General features: G+C 68.9%; 20 protein-coding genes. 11 read left to right on the top strand and 9 right to left on the bottom strand.

The window, feature by feature from the left end; genetic code table 11:
- Positions 1–5: 5 nt before the first annotated feature.
- A complete protein-coding gene (locus LX88_RS32565) occupies positions 6–893 on the bottom strand; it encodes a hypothetical protein (protein WP_258951614.1) in 888 nt (295 codons plus the stop codon).
- 178 nt (positions 894–1,071) lie between these two features.
- Between LX88_RS32565 and LX88_RS32560 the strand changes: the two genes are divergently transcribed.
- The 4 genes from LX88_RS32560 to LX88_RS32545 are packed head-to-tail and all read left to right on the top strand — an operon-like array spanning position 1,072 to position 6,574.
- Positions 1,072–2,244 carry a pyridoxal phosphate-dependent aminotransferase gene (locus LX88_RS32560; protein WP_258951613.1) on the top strand — a complete coding sequence of 391 codons (1,173 nt, stop codon included), beginning with the start codon at positions 1,072–1,074 and terminating at the stop codon, positions 2,242–2,244.
- Positions 2,245–2,283: 39 nt separating this feature from the next.
- Positions 2,284–3,882 carry a DUF4331 domain-containing protein gene (locus LX88_RS32555; RefSeq protein ID WP_258951612.1) on the top strand — a complete coding sequence of 533 codons (1,599 nt, stop codon included), beginning with the start codon at positions 2,284–2,286 and terminating at the stop codon, positions 3,880–3,882.
- Positions 3,879–5,180: a tetratricopeptide repeat protein gene (locus LX88_RS32550; RefSeq protein WP_258951611.1), complete on the top strand. Its 1,302-nt coding sequence runs from the start codon at positions 3,879–3,881 to the stop codon at positions 5,178–5,180. The genes LX88_RS32555 and LX88_RS32550 overlap by 4 nt, the downstream gene beginning before the upstream one ends.
- Positions 5,177–6,574, top strand: a complete 1,398-nt coding sequence (locus LX88_RS32545; RefSeq protein WP_258951610.1) for a nickel/cobalt transporter — start codon at positions 5,177–5,179, stop codon at positions 6,572–6,574. Before LX88_RS32550 ends, LX88_RS32545 begins: the two co-directional genes overlap by 4 nt.
- A 65-nt stretch (positions 6,575–6,639) precedes the next feature.
- Here the strand turns inward: LX88_RS32545 and LX88_RS32540 are convergent, their stop codons facing one another.
- Together LX88_RS32540 and LX88_RS32535 are read right to left on the bottom strand one after the other, a co-directional pair.
- The gene (locus LX88_RS32540; RefSeq protein WP_258951609.1) at positions 6,640–7,395 is read right to left on the bottom strand and encodes an anti-sigma factor family protein; all 756 of its coding nucleotides are present in this window, start codon (positions 7,393–7,395) and stop codon (positions 6,640–6,642) included.
- Positions 7,396–7,602: 207 nt separating this feature from the next.
- Positions 7,603–8,352, bottom strand: a complete 750-nt coding sequence (locus LX88_RS32535) for a TetR/AcrR family transcriptional regulator (protein ID WP_258951608.1) — start codon at positions 8,350–8,352, stop codon at positions 7,603–7,605.
- 98 nt (positions 8,353–8,450) lie between these two features.
- Here LX88_RS32535 and LX88_RS32530 point away from each other — a divergent pair, with 98 nt between their 5' ends.
- Positions 8,451–9,395, top strand: a complete 945-nt coding sequence (locus LX88_RS32530; RefSeq protein WP_258951607.1) for an ATP-binding cassette domain-containing protein — start codon at positions 8,451–8,453, stop codon at positions 9,393–9,395.
- Positions 9,392–10,171 carry an ABC transporter permease gene (locus LX88_RS32525; protein WP_258951606.1) on the top strand — a complete coding sequence of 260 codons (780 nt, stop codon included), beginning with the start codon at positions 9,392–9,394 and terminating at the stop codon, positions 10,169–10,171. Before LX88_RS32530 ends, LX88_RS32525 begins: the two co-directional genes overlap by 4 nt.
- On the opposite strand, the gene LX88_RS32520 is transcribed toward LX88_RS32525, so the two are convergent.
- Entirely contained in the window at positions 10,088–10,828 is a 741-nt protein-coding gene (locus LX88_RS32520) for a lipopolysaccharide core heptose(II) kinase RfaY (RefSeq protein WP_258951605.1), read from the bottom strand. The genes LX88_RS32525 and LX88_RS32520 overlap by 84 nt on opposite strands.
- 100 nt (positions 10,829–10,928) lie before the next feature.
- Between LX88_RS32520 and LX88_RS32515 the strand changes: the two genes are divergently transcribed.
- Positions 10,929–12,443: a M28 family metallopeptidase gene (locus tag LX88_RS32515; RefSeq protein ID WP_258951604.1), complete on the top strand. Its 1,515-nt coding sequence runs from the start codon at positions 10,929–10,931 to the stop codon at positions 12,441–12,443.
- A gap of 186 nt (positions 12,444–12,629) precedes the next feature.
- Here LX88_RS32515 and LX88_RS32510 read toward each other — a convergent pair whose 3' ends face one another.
- Both LX88_RS32510 and LX88_RS32505 read right to left on the bottom strand, forming a co-directional pair.
- Entirely contained in the window at positions 12,630–14,042 is a 1,413-nt protein-coding gene (locus LX88_RS32510; RefSeq protein WP_258951603.1) for a carboxylesterase/lipase family protein, read from the bottom strand.
- Between the two features lie 57 nt (positions 14,043–14,099).
- On the bottom strand, positions 14,100–14,954 hold the full coding sequence (locus tag LX88_RS32505) for a bile acid:sodium symporter family protein (protein WP_258951602.1): 855 nt from the start codon (positions 14,952–14,954) through the stop codon (positions 14,100–14,102).
- 155 nt (positions 14,955–15,109) lie between these two features.
- Here LX88_RS32505 and LX88_RS32500 point away from each other — a divergent pair, with 155 nt between their 5' ends.
- Genes LX88_RS32500 through LX88_RS32490 form a run of 3 tightly spaced genes read left to right on the top strand, consistent with a single transcriptional unit; the run spans position 15,110 to position 17,452 of the window.
- Positions 15,110–15,898 carry an NmrA family NAD(P)-binding protein gene (locus tag LX88_RS32500; RefSeq protein ID WP_258951601.1) on the top strand — a complete coding sequence of 263 codons (789 nt, stop codon included), beginning with the start codon at positions 15,110–15,112 and terminating at the stop codon, positions 15,896–15,898.
- Positions 15,870–16,568 carry an LLM class flavin-dependent oxidoreductase gene (locus LX88_RS32495; protein WP_258951600.1) on the top strand — a complete coding sequence of 233 codons (699 nt, stop codon included), beginning with the start codon at positions 15,870–15,872 and terminating at the stop codon, positions 16,566–16,568. The genes LX88_RS32500 and LX88_RS32495 overlap by 29 nt, the downstream gene beginning before the upstream one ends.
- Complete coding sequence (locus LX88_RS32490) at positions 16,508–17,452, top strand: DUF1152 domain-containing protein (protein ID WP_258951599.1); 945 nt, start codon at positions 16,508–16,510, stop codon at positions 17,450–17,452. Before LX88_RS32495 ends, LX88_RS32490 begins: the two co-directional genes overlap by 61 nt.
- A 7-nt stretch (positions 17,453–17,459) precedes the next feature.
- Here LX88_RS32490 and LX88_RS32485 read toward each other — a convergent pair whose 3' ends face one another.
- Together LX88_RS32485 and LX88_RS32480 are read right to left on the bottom strand one after the other, a co-directional pair.
- Positions 17,460–18,476: an MFS transporter gene (locus tag LX88_RS32485; protein ID WP_258951598.1), complete on the bottom strand. Its 1,017-nt coding sequence runs from the start codon at positions 18,474–18,476 to the stop codon at positions 17,460–17,462.
- 154 nt (positions 18,477–18,630) lie between these two features.
- A complete protein-coding gene (locus LX88_RS32480) occupies positions 18,631–19,956 on the bottom strand; it encodes a cellulose binding domain-containing protein (protein ID WP_258951597.1) in 1,326 nt (441 codons plus the stop codon).
- A gap of 126 nt (positions 19,957–20,082) precedes the next feature.
- Between LX88_RS32480 and LX88_RS32475 the strand changes: the two genes are divergently transcribed.
- Complete coding sequence (locus LX88_RS32475; protein ID WP_258951596.1) at positions 20,083–20,850, top strand: hypothetical protein; 768 nt, start codon at positions 20,083–20,085, stop codon at positions 20,848–20,850.
- On the opposite strand, the gene LX88_RS32470 is transcribed toward LX88_RS32475, so the two are convergent.
- Entirely contained in the window at positions 20,837–21,139 is a 303-nt protein-coding gene (locus LX88_RS32470) for a hypothetical protein (protein WP_258951595.1), read from the bottom strand. The two genes, LX88_RS32475 and LX88_RS32470, sit on opposite strands and share 14 nt — an antisense overlap.
- Positions 21,140–21,142: the final 3 nt, after the last annotated feature.

Here is a 21,142-nt window from a genome sequence, read left to right as displayed (position 1 = left end):
CGGCTTCACGGTGGGCCGCCGGCACCAGCTGCCTCTGGGACGACCGATCGAGCAGCCGGCGGTAGTCCACACCCGTGTTCCAGCTCGGGTTGCCACCGGCGCGCGCCTCGATGTCGGCGCGGCCGCTGCCCCACGCGAGCGACCTGGCGAGCGTTCGGTCGTGAACGGCTGCCTGCGTCACCGCCTCCACCACTTCCACCGGACGGGGTTCGTGCACCCGTGACCAGGCAGGGATACCCGCTACGGCGTTGGCCAACGCCAGCCGGGCGCGTCCGGTCGCCCGATCCCAGCGCCGCGTCGACGGCCGCGACCGCCCGCGTCTCGTTCGAAGCCACATCGGAGATCCGCACGACCTCCAGGGACGGTTGCAGCAGGGTCCGGATGACGAACCCGAGGTCGAGCAGCTGGTTGGACCGCTCGACGGCCCCTCCGAGCGCCCCGCACAGGGCCAGCACGCCGTCGAACCGGCCGCGCTCCCCCAGCACCACGGAGGTGAGCCCGCCCAGTGACGATCCCCAGGCGATCACGCGCCGGGGACGTCCCACGGCACCCGAGAACCACGACACGAGCGCGGGTTGGTCGCGCAACGCGTCGGGCACCGAGTGGCCGTGCGGAACGCTGTACCGGGAGGCTGCGAGAGCGTAGCCACGCTTCAGGAGGTCAGCACGCGCGGCAGGCCGTGAGGCCATCTCGATCGGCGGCGTGTACCCGGCGGGATAGGTGCCGTGGCTGTAGAGCAGAAGCGTTCCGTTCCAAGGAGATGGCACCTCGACCCGGTATTCGGCGCCGTCGATCTGACCGGTGTGGACAGTCAACGAACCGGACACCACCGGCATCAGCAACGACACCGCGAGCAGCAGCTTCCCCAGCATCCCGACCCCTCCGGCGATCACGTGGTTCCCACCCTCCCGGGCACCGGGCGAACCGGCGTCCGCCGGCGTGAGGATCCGGAGTACGCGAGGTTGCGTACGAGACCGTTCCGAGACCTTCCCGAAACGGACCCGTGAACCGGGATGAACATCGGCACGTATGCCCCGGTGTCGGAAACGGATCGAAGGACGGAGTGATCGCGTGCGGCATGGTGTGGACTCGGGTCTCTTCCAGCAGACCGCGCACAGCCCGTCCTACTTCGAGCTGTCGCGGACGGGTGCGGGTGAGCTCGTCGACTTCTGCATCCCGTGCAATCCGTACTTTCCGACGCCGGAGATGTTCGAGGAGCTGTCGAAGAACCTGGAGTCGGTGCTCAAGTTCTACCCGAGCGACTCCAGCAAGATCGCGGACCAGCTCTCCAAGGTGCTGGGGCTGAACCCGGCGACGCTCGCGATGTCGAACGGCTCGACCGAGCTGATCACGTGGATGGACCACCTGTGGATCCACGAGAGCGTCGCGATCCCGATCCCGACCTTCGGACGCTGGACCGACCAGCCGATGGAGAGCAACAAGCGCGTCGACATGTTCCTGCTCCAGGAGAGCGACAACTTCGAACTGGACATCGACGAGTACATCAAGTTCATCCGCACTCGGGGCAGCAAGGTCGCGGTCATCTGCAACCCGAACAATCCCGACGGCGGCTACCTGCCGCGCCGGGAGATCATCCGGTTCATGGACGAGCTGTCCGACCTCGACCTGATCGTGATCGACGAGTCGTTCATCGACTTCGTGGAGGTCGAGCGCAACCCGTCGGTCGCCGCTGAGGCGTCCATCCGGCCCAACGTGGTCGTGCTGAAGAGCCTCGGCAAGAACTTCGGCCTGCACGGCATCCGGTTCGGCTACCTGATCGCGAACCCGGGACTCGCCGGGAAGATGCGCAAGACGCTGCCGAAGTGGAACCTCAACTCCCTCGCGGAGACCGTCGTGTTCATGCTGGCCGACCACGAGGCCGAGTACGCCGAGAGCCTGCGGCTGCTCAGCCGCGACCGCTACCGCATGGGCATGGAGCTGTCGCGCATCCCCGACCTGACCGTGTACTCGTCCCAGGCGAACTTCCTGTTCGTGAAGCTCGGCGGAGGCATGGACGGCCGCGAACTGCGCGACCACCTGCTGGCCAAGCACCAGGTCTTCATCCGCGAATGCGGCAACAAGCTCGGCATGACCAGCAAGTTCGCCCGGCTCGTCGTGCGGCCCGAACAGGACGTGGAACGTCTCGTCGAGGGCATTCGCGACTTCACCCAGGCGCGGTGGACGAGCCACGCCGTGCACGCAAGCCACTCCAGCGAACCGTCGCTGCTCATGCACAGCGCCTGAACGCACAAGCCTGAACCATCTCCGAAAGGTTGCCCACGAATGTCATCACCGCACGCCCTCAGCGGTCGGCGCGGCCAGGTGGCTGCGGCCGCGCTGGTGGCCGCCACACTGCTGAACGCGGCCATGTTCGGCGGTACCAACGCCACGGCGTCGTCCCACCGCGAGGCTCCGCTCATCGCGGGTGACCCGGCCGTGGACAACACGGACCTGTACGCGTTCGTGAGTCCCGACCACAAGGACACCGTGACGCTGGTCGGCAACTGGTCCGGGTTCCAGGAACCCAACGGTGGCCCCAACTTCTTCCCGTGGGCCGAGGACGCGCAGTACGACTTCAACGTCGACAGCGACGGCGACGCCAAGCCCGACGTCACCCTGCGGTTCACCTTCCAGGACGACGACCGGCGCAAGAACAACACGTTCCTGTACGCCAACGGTGTCGTGGACTCCCTCGACGACGAGAACCTGCTGTTCCGGCAGCGTTACAACCTCGAGGCGATCTACCAGAACGGCCAGAAGGTCAAGCTGGTCAGCAACGCCCCGGTCGCGCCGTCCCCGAACGGCCCGGCGTCGATGCCGGACTTCAAGAAGCTGCGCGACCAGGCGGTCACGCAGATCGCCGGTGGCGGCAAGGTCTACGTGGGCCCGTCCGAGGACGCGTTCTTCGCCGACCTGCGCGTGTTCGACCTGCTCTACGGCGGCAACCTGAGCGAGGTCGGCCAGGACACGCTGCGCGGCTACAACGTCAACACCATCGCGATCCAGCTGCCCAAGCAGGCGCTGGCGTTGCGCAACGACGCCCACCGCAACCCGAACATCGGCATCTGGAGCACCACGCAGCGCCGCACCATGAAGCTCTCGCCCGGCAAGGCGGAGGCGGTCGGCGACTTCGTGCAGGTCTCCCGTCTGGGCAACCCGCTGGTGAACGAGGTCGTGGCCCCCGCGGGCCTCAAGGACGCGTTCAACGGCCTGCGCCCCGACCAGGACGCCGGCGTGAAGGAGCTCGTCGACCGGGTCGTGAACCCGGAGCTGCCCAAGCTGATCGAGGCGATCTACAAGATCCCGGCGCCGCAGGGACAGCGCGACGACCTGGCCGAGATCTTCCTGACCGGCATCACGAAGAAGCTCGGCGCGCAGATCAACGCGGACCTGAACTCGCAGGTCAACAACCAGGACGTGGACGCGAGGCGGTTCCGCCCCTCGGAGATGCTGCGGCTGAACATGATGATCGAGCCGAACGCCAACCCGAACCGCCTGGGCCTGCTCGCGGGTGACACGCAGGGCTTCCCCAACGGCCGTCGCCTGACCGACGACGTGGTGGACATCGCCGTCCAGGCGATGGAGGGTGCCGCGGCGTCCGGCAAGCTCGTCGACGCACTGGCCACGGGTGACAAGGTCGACGCGAACGACCAGCCTTTCGAGGCGAGCTTCCCGTACGTGGGCCTGCCCCGCAACGGCACCGCCGTCAACGCCTCCGGCACCACGGCCGAGGTCGCGGTCAACCCGGTCGGCAAGATCGGGAACATCGACCCGATGGCCATGACCACCGCGGTCGGCTCGGCGGCCGTGTTCGGCGCCGGTTTCCTCCTGTGGCGCAAGCGTCAGCAGCACATCCGCAAGTACGGGTCGCACTCGAAGTGAAGTACCAGCAGCGGCAGGCCGTCGCGGTGGTTCTCCTGGTCACCGCGGCGCTTGCCTACCTCGCCGCCTCCGGTCCTGCCGACAGCAGGGCCGGGGGCGCGCCCCTTGAGCCCGTGGTCCCCGCCGTGGCGCAGCAGAACCAGATGCACAAGGTGGTGCACCAGCTGCAGCAGCGGCTGCACGAGCTGCCGCAGGACAAGGACGCCTGGGCGCGGCTCGGTTCGTCCTATGTGGAACTGGCGAGGGTGACGGCCGACCCGGCCTACTACGCGAAGGCCGAAGGCGCGCTGAAGAACGCGGGTGACACGGGTCTTGCCGCCATCGGCATGGGCACCCTGGCCAACGCCCGCCACGACTTCCACACAGCCCGCGACTGGGCTTTGAAAGCCGTTGCCGCACTGCCCGCCTCCGCGGAGGCGCACGGCGTGCTGGCGGACGCGTTGACGCAGCTCGGCGACGACGCGGGCGCGCAGGACGCGGTGCAGAAGATGCTGGACCTCAAACCGAACACGGCGTCCTTCGCCCGTGCTTCCTTCCACTTCGAACTCCACGGCGACGTCGACGGTGCCCGCGACGCGATGCAGCGTGCGCTGAAGGCCTCCACGACGCCCGAGGAGATCGCGTTCTGCCGTTACCGGCTGGGTGAACTCGCGTTCGACCACAACCGGCTCGATGAAGCCGCTGAGCACTACGAGCAGGGACTGGCGGCGAGAGGAGACGACATGACTCTCACTCAAGGCATGGCCAAGGTCGCGGCGGCACGGGGCGAGATCCCAGTGGCGCTGGAGTCGTACCGCAGGCTCGTGGCGCGCGCTCCCCTGCCCCAGTACCTGCAGGAGTACGCGGAACTGCTGGAAGCCGGTGGGAGGACCGAAGAGGCCGCCCAGCAGTGGGCCGTGCTCACCGAACAGCAACGACTGATGGAGTCGCAGGGTGCTTCCGACGATCTGGCCGCGGCTCTCGTCGCCGCAGACCGGGGTGATGGCATGCAGGCGCTGCGCCGTGCGGAAAGCGAGTGGGGCCGCCGGCAGAGCGTCTTCGTGGCCGACGCCATGGCGTGGGCACTGCACGTCAACGGAAGGGACGCGGAGGCGTTGAGCTACTCCGACCGCGCGGTGGCGCTGGGCTGGCAGAACGCCACGTTCTCCTACCACCGCGGCATGATCCTGGCCGCGCTCGGCCGCGTCGCCGAAGCCCAGGAGGCACTGGTGCAGGCGCTCAGGCTGAACGCGAACTTCTCCCCGCTGCAGGCCCTGAAGGCGGGTCGCAAGCTCGCGGAGCTTCGAGGCGGCCGGTGAGCCTGTCCAGCTGGGTGGTGCGGCCCGTCCTGGTGACGGCGTTGCTGCTCGCCGGCATCTTCTTCATCAACGGCGAGGCGTCCGCCCACCCGCTGGGCAACTTCAGCGTCAACCACTACCACGGGCTGCACCTGCACCCGGACCGGATCGACCTGCGGTCCGTGGTCGACGTGGCGGAGATCCCGACGCTGCAGGAGAACCTGAAGACCCGCGACGCGCAGCAGTGGTGCGGCGAGGTCTCCCGCACCGACCGCTCCACCGTGGACGGGCGCCGGATCACCTGGACGCTCTCCAGCTCCACCAAGGAGCACCCGGTCGGCCAGGCCGACCTCCTGACCACGCGGCTGGTCTGCGAGTTCACCGCCAAGGTGGACCTGGACCGGCCGGCCAGGCTCGAGTTCCGCGACGAGTCGAACACCGACCGGGTCGGCTGGCGTGAGATCACCGCCGCCGGCAGCGGCATCCGGCTCACCGACTCGAAGGTGCCGACCGAGAGCGTCAGCGACGAGCTGCGGACGTACCCGGAGGACCTGCTCAGCAGCCCGATGGACGTCCGCGGCGTCGCGTTCAGCGCGGAACCGGGCAGCGGGTCCGAGCCGAAGATCGCCACCGGCTCCCCCGTCCAGTCGTTCAGCGTCACGGCGGCCAAGCTCAACGACATTCTGGGCAGCGACGACCTCACGCCGTGGCTCGGGTTTCTGGCGTTGTTGCTGTCGTTGGTGCTCGGCGCCTCGCACGCCGCGTTGCCCGGTCACGGCAAGACGCTCATCGCCGCCTACCTGGCCGGACGACAGGGCACACCGAAGGACGCGTTCATCGTCGGCGCGTCGGTCACGGCCACGCACACCGGTGGTGTGCTGGTCCTCGGCTTGGTCATCAGCGCCTCCAGCGCGCTGGCCGGTGAACAGGTGCTGCGCTGGCTCGGGCTGGTCAGCGGCGTGCTGATCGCGATGATCGGCGTGATGCTGCTGCGCTCGGCCCTGTCGACGACCCGCGAACCCGCACTCGCCGGGGTTTCGACGGGGCATGGCCACGGACATGGTCACGGGCACGGTCATGGCCACGGACATGGGCACGGCCACGGCTACAGCCGCGCGAGCCTCGTCGGCATGGGCGCGGCCAACGGCCTGGTCCCCTCCCCGTCCGCCCTGGTGGTCCTGCTCGGCGCGATGGCGCTGGGCCGCACGTGGTTCGGCGTCCTGCTGGTCCTCGGTTACGGCATCGGCATGGCCGGCACGCTCACCGCGGTGGGGCTGCTGCTCGTGAAGGCGCGGGATCGCGTCGAAAGAATCCTGGACGGCCGTGCCACTCGCCTGCTGTCGCATTACGCACCTGTCGGCACGGCCGCGACGGTCATCGTCGTCGGCGCCTGGCTGACATTGCAAGCCGTGTAATTACACCAATACAAGACGAAGGGCCCGGATTCATCTGAATCCGGGCCCTTCGCCTGTTTCCGTCCCTACAGGTTCGCCACCACGAACTGCTTGCCCTCGGTGTTCTCGACCGCGATCGACTGCACCTGGTCCGACGGGACGCTCACCATGCCGCGTACCGTCGCGCCCTCGGCCTTGCCCTTCTCGGACGAGGTCCACGTGGTCGCCACGGACTTCGTGCCGTCCTTGGCGATCACGACCAGCTTGCACTTCTGCAAGGCGGGCAGGCCGTTGATCTTGGCCGTGACCTCGTACCGGTCCTGCGACGAAGGCTCGATGTTCGCCTTCAGCTCGATGCCGCTCGCCTTGCCCTCGCCCGTGCGAGGTCCGGCGATCGACGTCTGCGGCGCCTGGTTCTGCATGAGCGCCGCGGCACCCCCGAACGCGACCACCGCGGCTACTGCCGCGGCGGCGAGGTAACCCGGCCAGCGCCGGGGCTTGGCGTGCAGCGGTTCGGGGAGGTCCTCCACCGGCTGCGGACTGGCTCTCGGGCGTGGAGCGGCCTCCCGCTGCTGCGGGATGACCGACTCCTGCCTGATCTGCCGCAGCGTGCGCTGCAGCAGCAGGTCCGAAGGCATGGGCAGGTCGTCCTCGAGCTCGTGCAGAAATGCCTCACGAGGCACGTCGTCAAGTGCTGTTCGGATCCGATGGAAGTCGGCGACCTGCGCACGGCAGGACGGACAGCCCCGAAGGTGCTGCTCAACGCCAAGACTCTCGTGCGCGTCCAGAACGCCGAGCGCGTAGCAGCCAAGGGTGACCGCGTCGTGCGCGCCAGCTGTCATACGACCTCCTCGTCGTCCCGATTCGACCCCCGCGGCGAAACGGTGTCACGAAGGAAAACGGGCAGATAGGAGTGGTCGGTTCAGCGTTCGAACGAGTTCATTCTGATTGCGCATAACAATGGCATTACGTAACCGCCCAACTACCCTTCTGCCCCGCGCTGAGCTGCCCTTTTCACTCGATCGGACGACTCAAGGTGGGATGATTGACTACAAGCACGTCTGTGTACGAAACAGCGGTCGCTCGTCGGACTCGATGAACACCGCGAGGCCGTCGAGGACCCGCGCGAGGCCGAACTCGAACTCGTCGAGGAGGCGGTCGAAGCCGCCCGAGTTCCAGATCCGGGTCGTCATCGGCAGCCGGTCCGGCGTGAAGTGCTCCCAGAGCGCGTCACGGCCGTCCCACCAGTCCTCCTCGGACACGCCGGTCTCCCGCTCGGCCTGGACGCGGTCCGCCATCGTGCGGCCGACGCCGTCGACGAAGTGGGCCACCGTCGTCACCACGGCCACCATCTCCTCGGTCGCCAGCCCCAGCTCCGAGACGGCGGCGTAGGCCGCGTCCTGGCGCGTCATGGCGTGCGGGCCGGGCATCCGGCGCGAGGTCGTCAGCTGCAGCATCCACGGGTGCGCGCGGTACATCGCCCACACCTGCCGGGCGAAGAACTCCAGACCGGCGCGCCAGGGGCCCTCGGGCGTGGGTTCGGTCTCCCCCCACACCGCGTCGACCATCAGGTCCAGCAGCTCGGACTTGCCGGGCACGTGCCGGTAGAGCGACATCGCGGTGTTGCCCAGCGTCTCGGCGACCCGGCGCATCGTGAGCGCGTCGATGCCGTCGGCGTCGGCCACCTTGATGGCGGCCTCGACGACCCGCGACTGGCTCAGCGCGGCCTTCGGTCCCCTGGTCGGCTCGGCGGGCGGCTCCCACAACAGGCGCACGCTCCGGTCCCGATCGCTCTTCACCCAGCCCCCTTCACAAACCTGCTTGCTGTGAATCCTAGAACCGTGTACAACGTACACCCTGCGTACAACGTAAGCAGTTAAGTCACGGGGGTGGAGTCGTGGGACACGCGGTGCTCGCGGAAGGCCTGCGCAAGAGGTTCGACAGGAACTGGGCGCTCGACGGGTTCGACCTGGCGGTGCCCACCGGAACGGTGTGCGGGCTGCTCGGCCCGAACGGCGCCGGCAAGACCACGGCGGTGCGCATCCTGGCCACGTTGCTGCGCCTGGACGGCGGCCGCGCCGAGGTAGCGGGCCACGACGTGGTGCGCGAGGCGCCGGCGGTGCGCCGTCAGGTGGCGTTGAACGGCCAGCAGTCCACGGTCGACGACGTGCTGACCGGCAAGGAGAACCTGGTCATGTGGGGGCGGCTCTACCACCTCTCCAAGCGCCGGGCCGAGGTCCGGGCGGACGAGCTGCTGGAGCAGTTCGGGCTGACCGACGCGGCGGACAAGCGGGCCAAGCAGTACTCGGGCGGCATGCGGCGGCGCTTGGACCTGGCGTCGAGCTTCGTCATGAGGCCGTCGGTGCTGTTCCTGGACGAACCGACGACCGGACTCGACCCGCGCAACCGCGGCGAGGTCTGGCGGGAGGTGAAGCGGGTCGTCGGCGAGGGGACGACGGTGCTGCTGACCACGCAGTACCTGGACGAGGCCGACCAGCTCGCCGACCAGATCGTCGTGATGGACACCGGCCGCGTCGCCGCCCAGGGCACACCGGACCAGCTCAAGTCCAAGCTCGGCGGCGACCGGATCGAGGTCGTGGTCCGCAACGCCGACGAACTGCCGCTCGTGGCGGACGTGCTCGGCCCCGACGCCGAGGTGGACCCCGACACGTTCCGGGTGAGCGCGGCCGTGGCCGACCGGGTGGCGGCGCTGACGCGGGTGACGTCGGCACTGGCGGCACGCGGTGTCGAGGCCGAGGACATCGCGCTGCGGCGGCCGACCCTGGACGACGTCTTCCTCGCGATCACCGGGCACAAGGCCGTCTCGGAGGTGCAGGCATGAGGTACGCGGTCGTCGACTCGTGGATCGTCGCCAAGCGGGACCTGATCCACTGGGTGCGCGAACCGGTCAGGGTGTTCGCGAACCTCGCCTACCCGGTCATCTCGGTGCTGATCTTCGGGCTGGTGTTCGGCAGCGCGATGAACGTCTTCGGCGGCGGTGACTACATCGAGTTCCTGCTGCCGGGCATGTTCGGCCAGACCATCGCGTTCGGTGTCGGCTCCACGCTGATGATGGTGTCGATGGACGCCGACCGGGGCGTCACGGACCGGTTCCGCGCCTCCCCGATGTCGCAGACCGGCGTGGTGGCCGGACGCAGCATCGCGGACCTGGTGAACTCGTCGCTCGAACTGCTGGTGCTCGCGCTGTGCGGGCTGGCGATCGGCTGGTCGTTCCACGACGGGCCGCTCAACGCCCTGCTGGCGTTCGCGCTGTTCCTGTGGCTGCGGTTCGCACTGGTCTGGGTCGGCATCTACATCGGCCTGCTGGTCAAGCCGGAGGCGGCGCAGGCGTCGTGGATGTTCCTGTTCCCGCTGACGATGTTCGCGAACACGTTCGTCTCGCCGGAGCTGATGCCGGGCTGGCTGCGCGTGGTCGCGGAGTGGAACCCGCTGTCGTCGACCGTGGCGGCGGCGCGTGAGCTGTTCGGCAATCCCGGGGTCGGCGGTGACTCGTGGGCCGCGCAGAACTCGTTGTTACTGGCGGTGCTGTGGCCCGCGGTGTTCGTGGCGATCTTCTGGCCGCTCTCGGTGCTGAAGTACCGCAACCTCAGCCGCTAGGAAGTCGGTCCGGAACTGGTCGGCGAGCCAGCTCGCGAGCAGTCGCCGCCAGTTCCGGACCCTGGCCAGGTTCTCCGGCTTCAGCGTCCTGTCGGCCTCCCACTGCCGCCAGTCCCCGCTCGCGAGCCAGCCGATGCACCCGGCGATCCGGTGCACGCGCAGCAGGTTCGGGCCGGGCCGGGAGCCGTAGCCGATCCAGAACGCCTGGGGCAGCACGGTTCCGTGCAGGAAGAGGTGTTCCTCGAACGCCGCCAGCTCGTCGAGCGGGTTGCCCAGGCCGGGGTTGTCCCAGTCGATCAGCGTGGCGGCTCCCTCGCTGACGATGATGTTGTGCAGGTTCACGTCGTTGTGCAGCAACCCGACCGCGTGGACCTTCGCGAACGCCTCGCCGATGCGCCGCCAGACCTCTTCGGACACCGGCAGCGCGTCCGCCAGCGTCCGGCCCTCGACGTACTCGACCAGCACGTCACCGCGGCCGTTGTGCGCGAGGACCTCCGGTGCGCCGGGGATGACGAACTTCGGCAGGTCGCGCGCCACCTTGGGTTGGCGCAGCACGGCTTTGCGCCCGTCGGCCAGCGTGACGAGGTGCAGGACGTTGGTGAGCCCCTCCCCCTCCAGCGGCTCGACGCGGACGGCGGTCTCCAGCAACCGGAACAAACACCCACCTCCAGTAGCCATCGGTGTAACACGGGACACATCGGACAGATAAGGATCGTCGGGGGTGCATTCGGCGGCGAAGACGCATGGAGGCATACCGATGGTCCAACGTCCTCGGCGCTTGGCGCTGTTCGCGGTCCTGGCCCTGGTTCTACCACTGGCCGTGACCGGACGGGCACTCGCCGATCCCACCAACAACTCCCCTGCGAAGCTCACCAAGGCCGTCACGCTGAACGGCGTCCTGCGGCATCTCGACGCGTTCCAGTCCATCGCGGACACCCACGGCGACCGCGCGGCCGGACGTCCTGGATACCAGGCGTCGGTGAACTACGTGGTCTCCCAGCTGACCGCGGCCGGCTACCTGCCGAGCGTGCAGGAGTTCGACTTCCCGTACGTGGAGGACGACTCACGGCTCGACCGCGTCGCGCCGGTCCCGCGGATCTTCCAGCGGGACAGCGAGTTCACCCGCAACGGGTTCACGCCGACGTTCGAGGGGGACGTCACCGGCGTCGTCCAGCCCGTCGACGTGGTCGTCCCGCCCGCCCCTGTGGAGAACACGAGCACCAGCGGCTGCGAGGCCGCCGACTTCGCCGGGTTCACCCCCGGCCGCATCGCCCTGCTGCAGCGCGGCTCGTGCGGGTTCAACGTCAAGGCGTTGAACGCGCAGGCCGCGGGTGCGGCCGCGGTCGTCCTGTTCAACGAGGGACAGCCCGGCCGCACCGGCCTGACCACACCGGTCGGCCCCACCCCGGGCCTCGCGATCCCCGTGGTGTTCGCGACCTACGCCGTCGGCGCGGAGCTCGTCCTGCTCTCGCCGAACACAACGGTCCGGGTGAAGGTCGACTTCACCGAGGAGACGCGCAAGACGTGGAACGTGTTCGCCGAGTCCCGTGACGGCGACGCGAACAACGTCGTCATGGCCGGCGCGCACCTCGACAGCGTGCAGGACGGGCCCGGCATCAACGACAACGGCAGCGGCACGGCGGCGTTGCTGGAGACCGCGATCCACCTGAAGGGCGTCAAGACCAACGCGAAGGTCCGCTTCGCCTGGTGGGGTGCCGAGGAGGAGGGCCTGCTCGGGTCCGAGCACTACGTCGCCGCGCTGCCGCAGGCCGGGCAGGACGAGATCGCGCTGTACCTGAACTTCGACATGGTCGGCTCGCCGAACCACTTCTTCGGCGTCTACGACGGTGACGACTCGAGCGGTACGGCGCCCGTGCCGATCCCGCCGGGGTCGGCGCAGATCGAGGACGTCTTCGAGAAGTTCTACGCCGACCGGGGTCTGCCGTCGGAGGACACGGACTTCTCCGGACGGTCGGACTACGGGCCGTTCATCGCGGTCGACATCCCGGCGGGTGGTCTGTTCACCGGTGCCGAGGACGTGAAGTCGGCCGAGCAGGCGGCGAAGTACGGCGGCACCGCGGGCATCGCGTTCGACCCGTGCTACCACCAGCCGTGCGACACCAGGTCGAACCTGAACCTGACCGCCCTGGACGTCAACGCCGACGCGATCGCCACCGCGGTGATCACGTTCGCGTTCGACACCTCGACGGTGAACGGCGTGCGCGCGCCCGGCAAGTCGCACGGACGCGCGCCGCGGGGTTCCGTCAGCTAGTGCCCTACGCCGGAAGTCCGCCGCTGAAGTCCCTGCCGTTTGTGCCGCACGCGGGGCGCTTTCGTGCGCGTGGAGCGCACGAAAGCGCCCCGCGTGCAGTTGATGACGGCGTGGCTGAGGCCCCGCGACGTTGATGAGGGGAGCTTTCCCAAACCTGAGGTTGATGAAAGCTCCCCTCATCAACCTTCATACTTTGATGACGAATTTCCGGCGCAGGACACTAGCCCAGAGGTCGCACCGGTGGTCCGCCGGTGCGACCTGTTCGGTCGCGAAGGTCCGGACGTCCCGGCGTGACCAGCCGGGATGTCCGGTCCTCGCGAACCGGGTCCACGCCCCCACCATCTCGTCGGAGAGCTGCTGCTGCTTCCCGGCGAGCTCGACACCGGCGTACCGCATCAGGAACGGCAGCTCCGAGCCGTGGTACGCGCCGTACGGGAAGTCCGGCATGCCCGGGAAGATCATCGGCGGCTCGGGTTCGGCGAACTCGTAGCCGAACGCGCGCGTCTGCGCACGCAGCTCGGCGGTGGGGCAGGCCGAGGTCATCGCCGAGAGCGCCGCGGAGAGCGGCACTCGTTCATCACCACCGCGCGGCGGGTAGGCGGCCAGGATCCGCTGCGCCTTGGCCGCGCCGAAGCCGTCGGCCAACGCCTGTTCGTACCCGGCGGCGTCGAGCGGTGGGTAGAACATCGCGGCGAACACCGAGAACTCGTCGCGTGTGGTGCCCGCGAGCACCGGGATCTTGTGGAAGCGGCCTTCCCGCAGCGCCGTGATCGGGTTCTCCGGCAACGCTTCCGTGCCGTAGGCCGGCGACGAGAACTGCGGTGTCAACGCGGTGACCTGCTCGACCGTGAGCCGGCGCAGGCACGCGACGTCAGCGCAGCCCGACGTTTGGGCACCGGCTCGTTCGACGTCTTCGCGCTTGACCCAGGTGTGCTGGACGTTGTCCTCCCCGGCCGGGAGAGCGAACTGGCAGGGTCCACTTTGGATGATCGCCCGGTGGAACAGGCCGCGCGTCCTCGGCGTGGTCAGCTGCGCGCACGTCGACAGGCCGCCCGCCGACGCTCCGAACAGCGTGACGTTGTGCGGGTCGCCGCCGAACTGCCGGATGTTGCGCTGGACCCATTCGAGCGCGGCCTGCTGGTCGCGCAGGCCGAACGCGCCCGATCCGGCGAGTCCCGGGAAGCCGAAGTACCCGAACGCGCCGAGGCGGTAGTTGATCGTGACGACGACGGAACCGTTGCGCGCCAACTGGTCTGCGCCGTAGTCGGACCCGGCGCCGCTGGTGAAGCTGCCGCCGTGGATCCACACCAGGACCGGGCGGTTCGCTGCTTTCACCGGCGTTGTGACGTTGAGGTACAGGCAGTCTTCGCCGGACTCGCAGCGAGGACCGGGCCTGTCTGCTTTCCGAACGCCCTGCCAGGGCTTCGCGGGCTGCGGATCGCGCCAGCGGTTCTCCCCGGTCGGCGGGGCGGCGAACGGGATGCCCTGGAACGTGCGCAGGGCCTCGGCGGTGGTTCCTGACACGAATCCGGTGTCAGTGCGGACGGTTCCCGCGGCGTGGGCGGGAACGGCGGTTGCGGCAACGAGTACGGCCGCCATCAAAAGGGTTGTGGTTGAACGCATGTCACGATCAACCTAGCCCGCGCCGCAACCGCTTTAGACCACGGCTTTGTTCCGCGCCAACAACCGTGCCGCCACCGCGGCCGGCAGGTACATCAGCACGCCGTACACGGCGGGCGGGATCGCCATCGTCTCGTCGTTGAGCACGGTCAGCGCCAGCGTGATCGCGATCGTGGCGTTGTGGATGCCGATCTCCATCGCGCTGGCGATCGCCTGCTTGCGTTCGACGTGGAACGCCTTGGGCACGTAGTAGCCGATCAGCAGGCTGAAGATGCTCAGCAGCAACGCCACCGGGCCGAGCGTCGCGATGTTGTCGATCAGCTGCTGGTAGGCCTGCGCGATCGCGGCGATGATGACGAGCACCAGCACCACGACGGACGCGATGCGCACCGGGTCGTTCATGCGCAGCGCCCAGGCCTCGAACCTGCGGCGCACCAGCATGCCGATCACCACCGGCACCAGGACGATCGCGAACACCTGCACGAACTTCGCCGGCTGCAGCCCGACCTCGGCGTTGTCCGCCATGAAGTGCGCCATGCTCAGGCCGACGACCAACGGCAGCGTGAACACCGCGAGCACCGAGTTGATCGCGGTGAGCGTGATGTTGAGGGCCACGTCCCCGCCGGCGAGGTGGCTGAAGAGGTTCGCCGACGTGCCGCCCGGCGACGCGACGAGCAGCATCATGCCGACCGCGAGCACGCCCTTGAGCCCGAACGCGAGCACGAGCCCGAGGCAGATCGCGGGCAGGATGATCACCTGGCAGACCAGCGCGATGACCGCGGCCTTGGGGTACTTGGCGACCCTGGCGAAGTCGTCGGTGGTGAGCGTGAGTCCGAGTCCGAACATCACCAGGCCCAGTGCCAGCGGCAGGAAGATCTGTACGACTAGCACGGTGGCCTCCGCAGGTGTCCAGCTTGTGCAGTGTGATCTGTTCGGAAGATCCTGGCGTTACGCCCGGGCTGATGGAATCGGCCAGGTGGCGGCACCGCGCCCCGGATTCGTGATAGTCCTGTAGAAAACCTTCTGGGGGCAGAATGATCGCGGCGGTGCTCGGAGCGACCGGCAAGCAGGGCGGTGCCGTCGCCCGGCACCTCGTCGCGGCGGGCTGGGACGTCCGCGCGGTGACCCGCGACCCCGGGGTCCCCGGCGGCACGGTGGCCGACCAGGACTCGCCGGAGTCGCTCGCGCGGGCCTTCTCCGGTGCCGACGCGGTGTTCAGCGTGCAGCCCGCGCCGCACGACCCCCGAGCGCCGCGGGGCTACTCCCCCGCCGTGGAGACCCGGTGGGGTCGCAACGTCGCCGACGCCGCGCTGGCCGCCGGCGTCGCGCACCTCGTGTACGCGTCGCTGGTGCAGGCCGTCGAGGAGACCGGCGTCGCGTCGTTCGACAGCAAGTGGGAGGTCGAGCGGCACATCGCGGACATCGGCCTGCCCGCGACCGTGCTGCGGCCGACGACGTTCATGGACGGCCTGTACGCGCCCGGCCTGCCCAAGCTCACCCACCTGCTGCACCCGTCGGTCCGCTACCACCTGGTCGCGGTGGACGACATCGGCGCGATCGCCGCGCGGGTCCTCGCCGATCCCGCCCGGTTCATCGGCTCGTCGCTGACGCTCGCCGGGGACCTGCTGACGCCCGTGGAGATCGCCGGGCTGATGGGCCTGGAGTACGAACAGTTCCAGGTGGACGATCCGGAGCTGCGGAAGGTGTTCACCAGCGGCGCCGAACCGGACGTCGACATCGAGGCCCTGCGCGCTCTGCACCCCGGCCTGCGCACCTTCGCGGAGTTCCTGGAGGACACTGGACGCCGTGCAGATCGGCGTGTTCACGGCGGGTGACCTCGAACCGGCCGGGATGGTCGCGCTGGCGGTCGCGGCCGACGAAGCGGGTTTCGACGTCTTCGCGGTCGGCGAGCACCACAACCCGCCCTACAACTCGTCCTCTCCCGCCACGCTCCTGGCGCACATCGCGGCGAGGACGACCCTGCGGCTCTCCACCGCCACCACGCTGATCACCACGAACGACCCCGCCCGGCTCGCCGCCGAGTACGCGACGCTCGCCCTCCTCGCCCCCGGCAGGACCGATCTGGTGCTCGGGCGGGGCAACACCGCGAAGGTGTTCGGCTGGTTCGGCCGGGAGATCGAGTACAGCGTGCCGCTGACGATCGAGCACTACGCCGCGTTCAGATCCTCGTGGCCGGGCAGGCCCTACGTCTGGCACGCCTGCACGCGTTCGCCCGAGATCGCCGATCTGGCGGCGGAGCACGACGACGGACTGTTCGTGTTCGCCGGCCGGACCGAGCACGTCGGCCGGTACCGCGACCAGGCGGCGCACCCCAGGATCGGCGTGCTCGCCGAGGACCTGGACGAGGGCCTGGCCTGCGCACCCGACCGCCTGCTGGTGAAAGTCAGCGGTCCCGCGGACGTCGAAGAGCTATGGTCGGCGGTGTGTTCAGCCTTGCCACACCGCCGCTCTTCGCCAGGCTCCACGAAGCACGGAACGTCCTGATCGCCGGGGCGGGCGGCGGCTTCGACGTGTTCGCGGGCATCCCGCTCGGCGTCGCGCTGCGCGAGCAGGGCAAGCGGGTGCACTACGCCAGCCTCAGCTTCAGCGACCTGGAGCGCCTCGACCTCGACGCGTGGCTCGAGCCCGGGCTCGCCGCCGTCGCACCGGAGACCTCCGGCGAGGACGTGTACTTCCCCGAACGCGAGCTCGCGCGGTTCCTCGGCGACACCGTCTACGCGTTCCCGCGCACGGGCGTGCGGCCGTTGCGCCGGGCGTACCGCACGATCATCGAGAAGCACTCCGTCGACGCGGTCGTGCTCGTCGACGGCGGCACGGACATCCTGCTGCGCGGCGACGAACAGCACCTCGGCACGCCGACCGAGGACATGACGAGCCTCGCCGCGGCCGCGGGCATCGACGGCGTGGTGAAGGTCGTGACCAGCCTGGGGTTCGGCATCGACGCGCACCACGGCGTGTGCCACGCGCACGTGCTGGAGAACCTGGCGGCGCTGGACAGGCAGGGGGCGTACCTCGGCGCGCTGTCGATCCCGTCGGACAGCTTTGAGGCCCGCGCCTACACGACCGCCGTCCAGCAGGCGCAGGACGCGACACCGTTGTCGCCGAGCATCGTGAACGGCCAGATCGCGGCCTCGCTCAGGGGCGAGTTCGGGAACGTGCAGTTCACCAGGCGCACCGAGGGCAGCGAGCTGTTCGTGAACCCGTTGATGGGCGTGTACTTCAGCGTCGACCTCGACGCGCTGGCCCGCGGCGTGCACTACCTGCCCGCGCTGGAGAAGACGCGGACGGCGTTCGACGTGGCGCTCGCGATCGAGGACTACCGCGAGACCAACGACGAACGCCGCCCGATGCGCGCGCTTCCTCACTGAAATCGTCTTATCGGCGCCAGATCACCAGCGCCACCACCAGGACCATCACGCCGATGGCGAAGGCCGAGCCCAGCACCCACAGTCCGTAGACCGCGAACGCCACGAACTCCGAACCGATCGCGGCCACGGAGGTAACCGTGGCACGGGCGTCGGACTCGATCCGGTGCTGCAGCTCGGTCTCCACGTGCACCAGCACGAACCGGTACAGGCCGTAGAACAGTCCCAAGAGGATGATCGCGAGCGGCACGGCCAGCAGTGCCGCCGCGATCAGCGTCGCACCCGAGGCGAACAGCACCCAGCCGCGGAACGGCAACCGGCCGGCGAGCGAGGCACCGGCGGCACCCGTCAACGGCACGCCTATCGTCGCCATCGGGACCCACACCGTCGGCACGCTCCAGTCCTGCGCCAGCAGCGTGAAGTACTCCTCGAACGCGTCGATCGAGTACACCAGAGCCACCGCGAGCACGGCGCGTTTGATCGGCACGGACGCGCGCAGGCCGGTCTTCAGCGTCGCGAGGTATCCGAGTTCGTCGTCGTCCTCGTCGTCGCGTTCCGGTTCCGGGAACCGCAGCGCGATCACCGACGACGCGAGGCACATCGCGACCGATGCCCAACCGGCCAGCTCGTAGCCACCGAACGAGAACAACGCCGTGGCGACGACCGCGACAGGAACCTGGGCGATCAGCTCGATGGTGTCGACGCGGGCGTTGAGCCGTCCGTACCGGTTCTCGTCGCCGTTGGCCGCCAGCCCGTCGTAGAGCAGGGCCTCGAAGGCACCGGACTGCAGCGTGCCGCCCAGGCCCCACAGCACGAAGCCGGCCGCGAATCCCCAGAACGACGGGAACAGCACCCAGGCCGCGTACCCGAAGGCCTGCAGCACACCGGAGGCGACCAGGCAGCCCCGCCGCGAGAAGCGGTCCGCGAGCGCGCCCGACGGCACCTCGAACACGACCGAGGTCAGCGACCAGATCGCGAGCAGCACCGAGATGGAGGCGTCCGACAGCCCGCTGTCGGCGAAGAGCAACGCGTACAGCGCGTAGATCGGGATGAGGTGCGAACACCACGCCCACGCCGTCGCGGTTCGGGTCAGATCAGTTGAAGATCAATGTCGTCGTCGCATAGGACAAGACTAGGCCGCCAGCGCCACCGATTAAATGGCGCTGACGGCCCGTAGTCGGCTAGAAGCCGGCGGTGATCTTCGTGAACTCCAGCTCGGACTGCGGGATGCCGGAGCAGCTCGCGGACACCTGGCCGTCGCAGCCACCGCGGTCGCGGTTGACCGACCAGAAGGCCAGTCGCCCGAGGCCGTTGGACTTCGACCAGTCGCGGATCGCGGTCCAGTCGTCGGCCGTGGTCAGCTCGCGATGGTCCGACAGGCCGTTCATGCCCGAGATGCCGACGTGCTTGAACGCCTCGGCGTCGCTCCAGCCGAAGGTCGACTTGAGCTTGTTCTTCAGCCCCGTGGCCGCGTTGATCGTGTCCTGGCGGATGTTGGAGCTGTTGAAGTCGAACGGCATGATCGTGAACACGTCGATGTTCGCGTTCAGCGCCTTGGCCTGGTCGATCAGCCGGGCGCCGTAGAAGTTCGGGCCGGTGGTCGAGGTGCCGAAGGTGACGATCGTCTGGATGCCCGGGTTGTTCTGCTTGACGATCCGCAGGGCGGTGATGATCCGGTCGGCCACGACGGTGTTCTCGAACTCGTCGGTGTTCTCGATGTCGATGTCGATGGCCTTGAGCCCGTAGGCGTTGATGACCTGCTGGTACGCGCCGGCCAGTGCCTCGGGGGTCGAGCAGTTCGGGCCCAGCTTGTTGCCGCTCCAGCCACCGAACGACGGCACGATGTCACCGCCGGCCGCGCGGATGGCGTTGATCGCCTGCTGGTCGGCGCCACCGGTCAGCGGGCGCTGGCCGTCCCACGACGGGGTGCAGCCACCGCTGGACAGGACGAACGCCAGGGTGAACCACTTGACGCCGGTCTGGCTCATGACCTGCGTGGCGCTCTGCGGGTTGCCCCAGCCCAGGTACAGGTAGGGCGCGCCGCGGCCGGTGCCGGGCAACGGCGGGTTCGACGTCGTGGTGGTGGTGGTCGTGGTCGGCGGGTTGCCGGTGCCGTCGCACGAACCGCCGTTGACCTTGCAACCGGACGGGGTTCCGCCGGAGCCCTTGACGGTGAAGCCGAAGCTCACCGAGCCGCCGACGGGCACGCTGCCGTTCCAGGTGTTGCGGACGGTGATGTTCTGACCGTTCGCCCCGTAGCTGCCGTCCCACAGCGACGCGATCGACTGCCCGCCCGGCAGCGTGAACTCGACGGTCCACGACGTGAGCGCGGACCCGCCGCTGTTGGAGACCGTGTACTTGGCCTCGTAGCCGCTGCCCCAGTCCGAGGTCTTGGTGAACGCCGCCGTCACGCCCGACGCGCCACTCGCGGGCGCGGCGACAACGCCTCCGACCACGGTGGCCAGCGCCAGACCTAGGGTCAGGATCTGCCAGCGAAATTTCTTCATGGTGCTCCGTTCACGTGCAGGGGTACGTGATGGAGGGCACGTTAACTGGTCTAAACCAATGGTTCAAGGGTGTGAACACCGCTAATCAGATGCGGTGATGAGAACGCTCTCTTACGCTGCGACGCGATGAACGCTCGAGAGATCGCCTCGCTCATGGCCGCTTCGGCACACGATTCGGACATCCAGGTCACGCAGACCGGATACCGTCTCGAACTGGCCGAAACCTGGCAGGTCCCCGAGGGCGCCAGGGTGCTGGAGATCGGGTGCGGGCAAGGCGACATGACCGCTGTGCTCGCGGACCGCGCAGGTCCGGACGGGACAGTGGTCGGTACCGATGTCGCGCCAAGAGACTACGGCGCACCGGTCACCGTGGGCCAGTCCGCGCGACATCTGCTCGACGGACCGCTCGGTTCGCGCATCGACATGCGCTACGAGACGGACGTGCTCACCGACGACGTCGGAACCGGTTACGACCTCGTCGTGCTCGCCCACTGCTCCTGGTACTTCGCCTCGGCCGACCGTCTCGAACGGACGTTGGGGAAGGCTCGCGAGCTCGGCTCCCGGCTCTGCTTCGCCGAGTGGGACCCGGAACCGGCAGACCCCCGGCAGGTTCCGCACCTGCTGGCCGTGCTCGCCCAGGACCGCATGGGTGAGACCGACGGCAACATCCGCGCGCCGCTCACCCGTGCGACGGTGCTCGCCGCCCTCGGCCGGGCCGGCTGGGTGGTCGAGCGGGTGTCCGACGTGGACACCAGCGCGTTGCAGGACGCCGACTGGGAGATCGCCATCGCGTTGCGGGAAGCACCGGAGGGCTTGGCCAAGGAACTGCTGCGGCAGACCTCGCGCAAGAGCGGCAACGTGCCGCTGCCCGCCTACGCCCTCACGGCACGCTAGAGCGGTCGCGCTCCTCCAGCAGTTGCAACAGCGCGTAGGTCGTCTGCCGCTGTTCCTCCACGAGCTTCGTCAGCCACGACCCGAAGTAGAGGAACCCGCCGACCCCGATCAGCCCGACGCCGAGGATCCCGCCCGACACGACGTACGGGATCTGCTCGAACGTGTAGCCGGTGTGCGCGACGCCCCACCAGGCGAACAGGATCGCCGCGATGCCCGCGGTCATCAGCATCGTGCCCACGAGCCCGAGTCCGCTGCGCATCCGTGCGCGGCGCCGGTCCTGGATCGTCATCGC

The organism is Lentzea californiensis, assembly GCF_024648825.1.
In the GTDB taxonomy this organism is placed as follows: Bacteria; Actinomycetota; Actinomycetes; order Mycobacteriales; family Pseudonocardiaceae; genus Lentzea; species Lentzea californiensis.
This window is presented reverse-complemented; position numbering and strand designations above follow the sequence as displayed.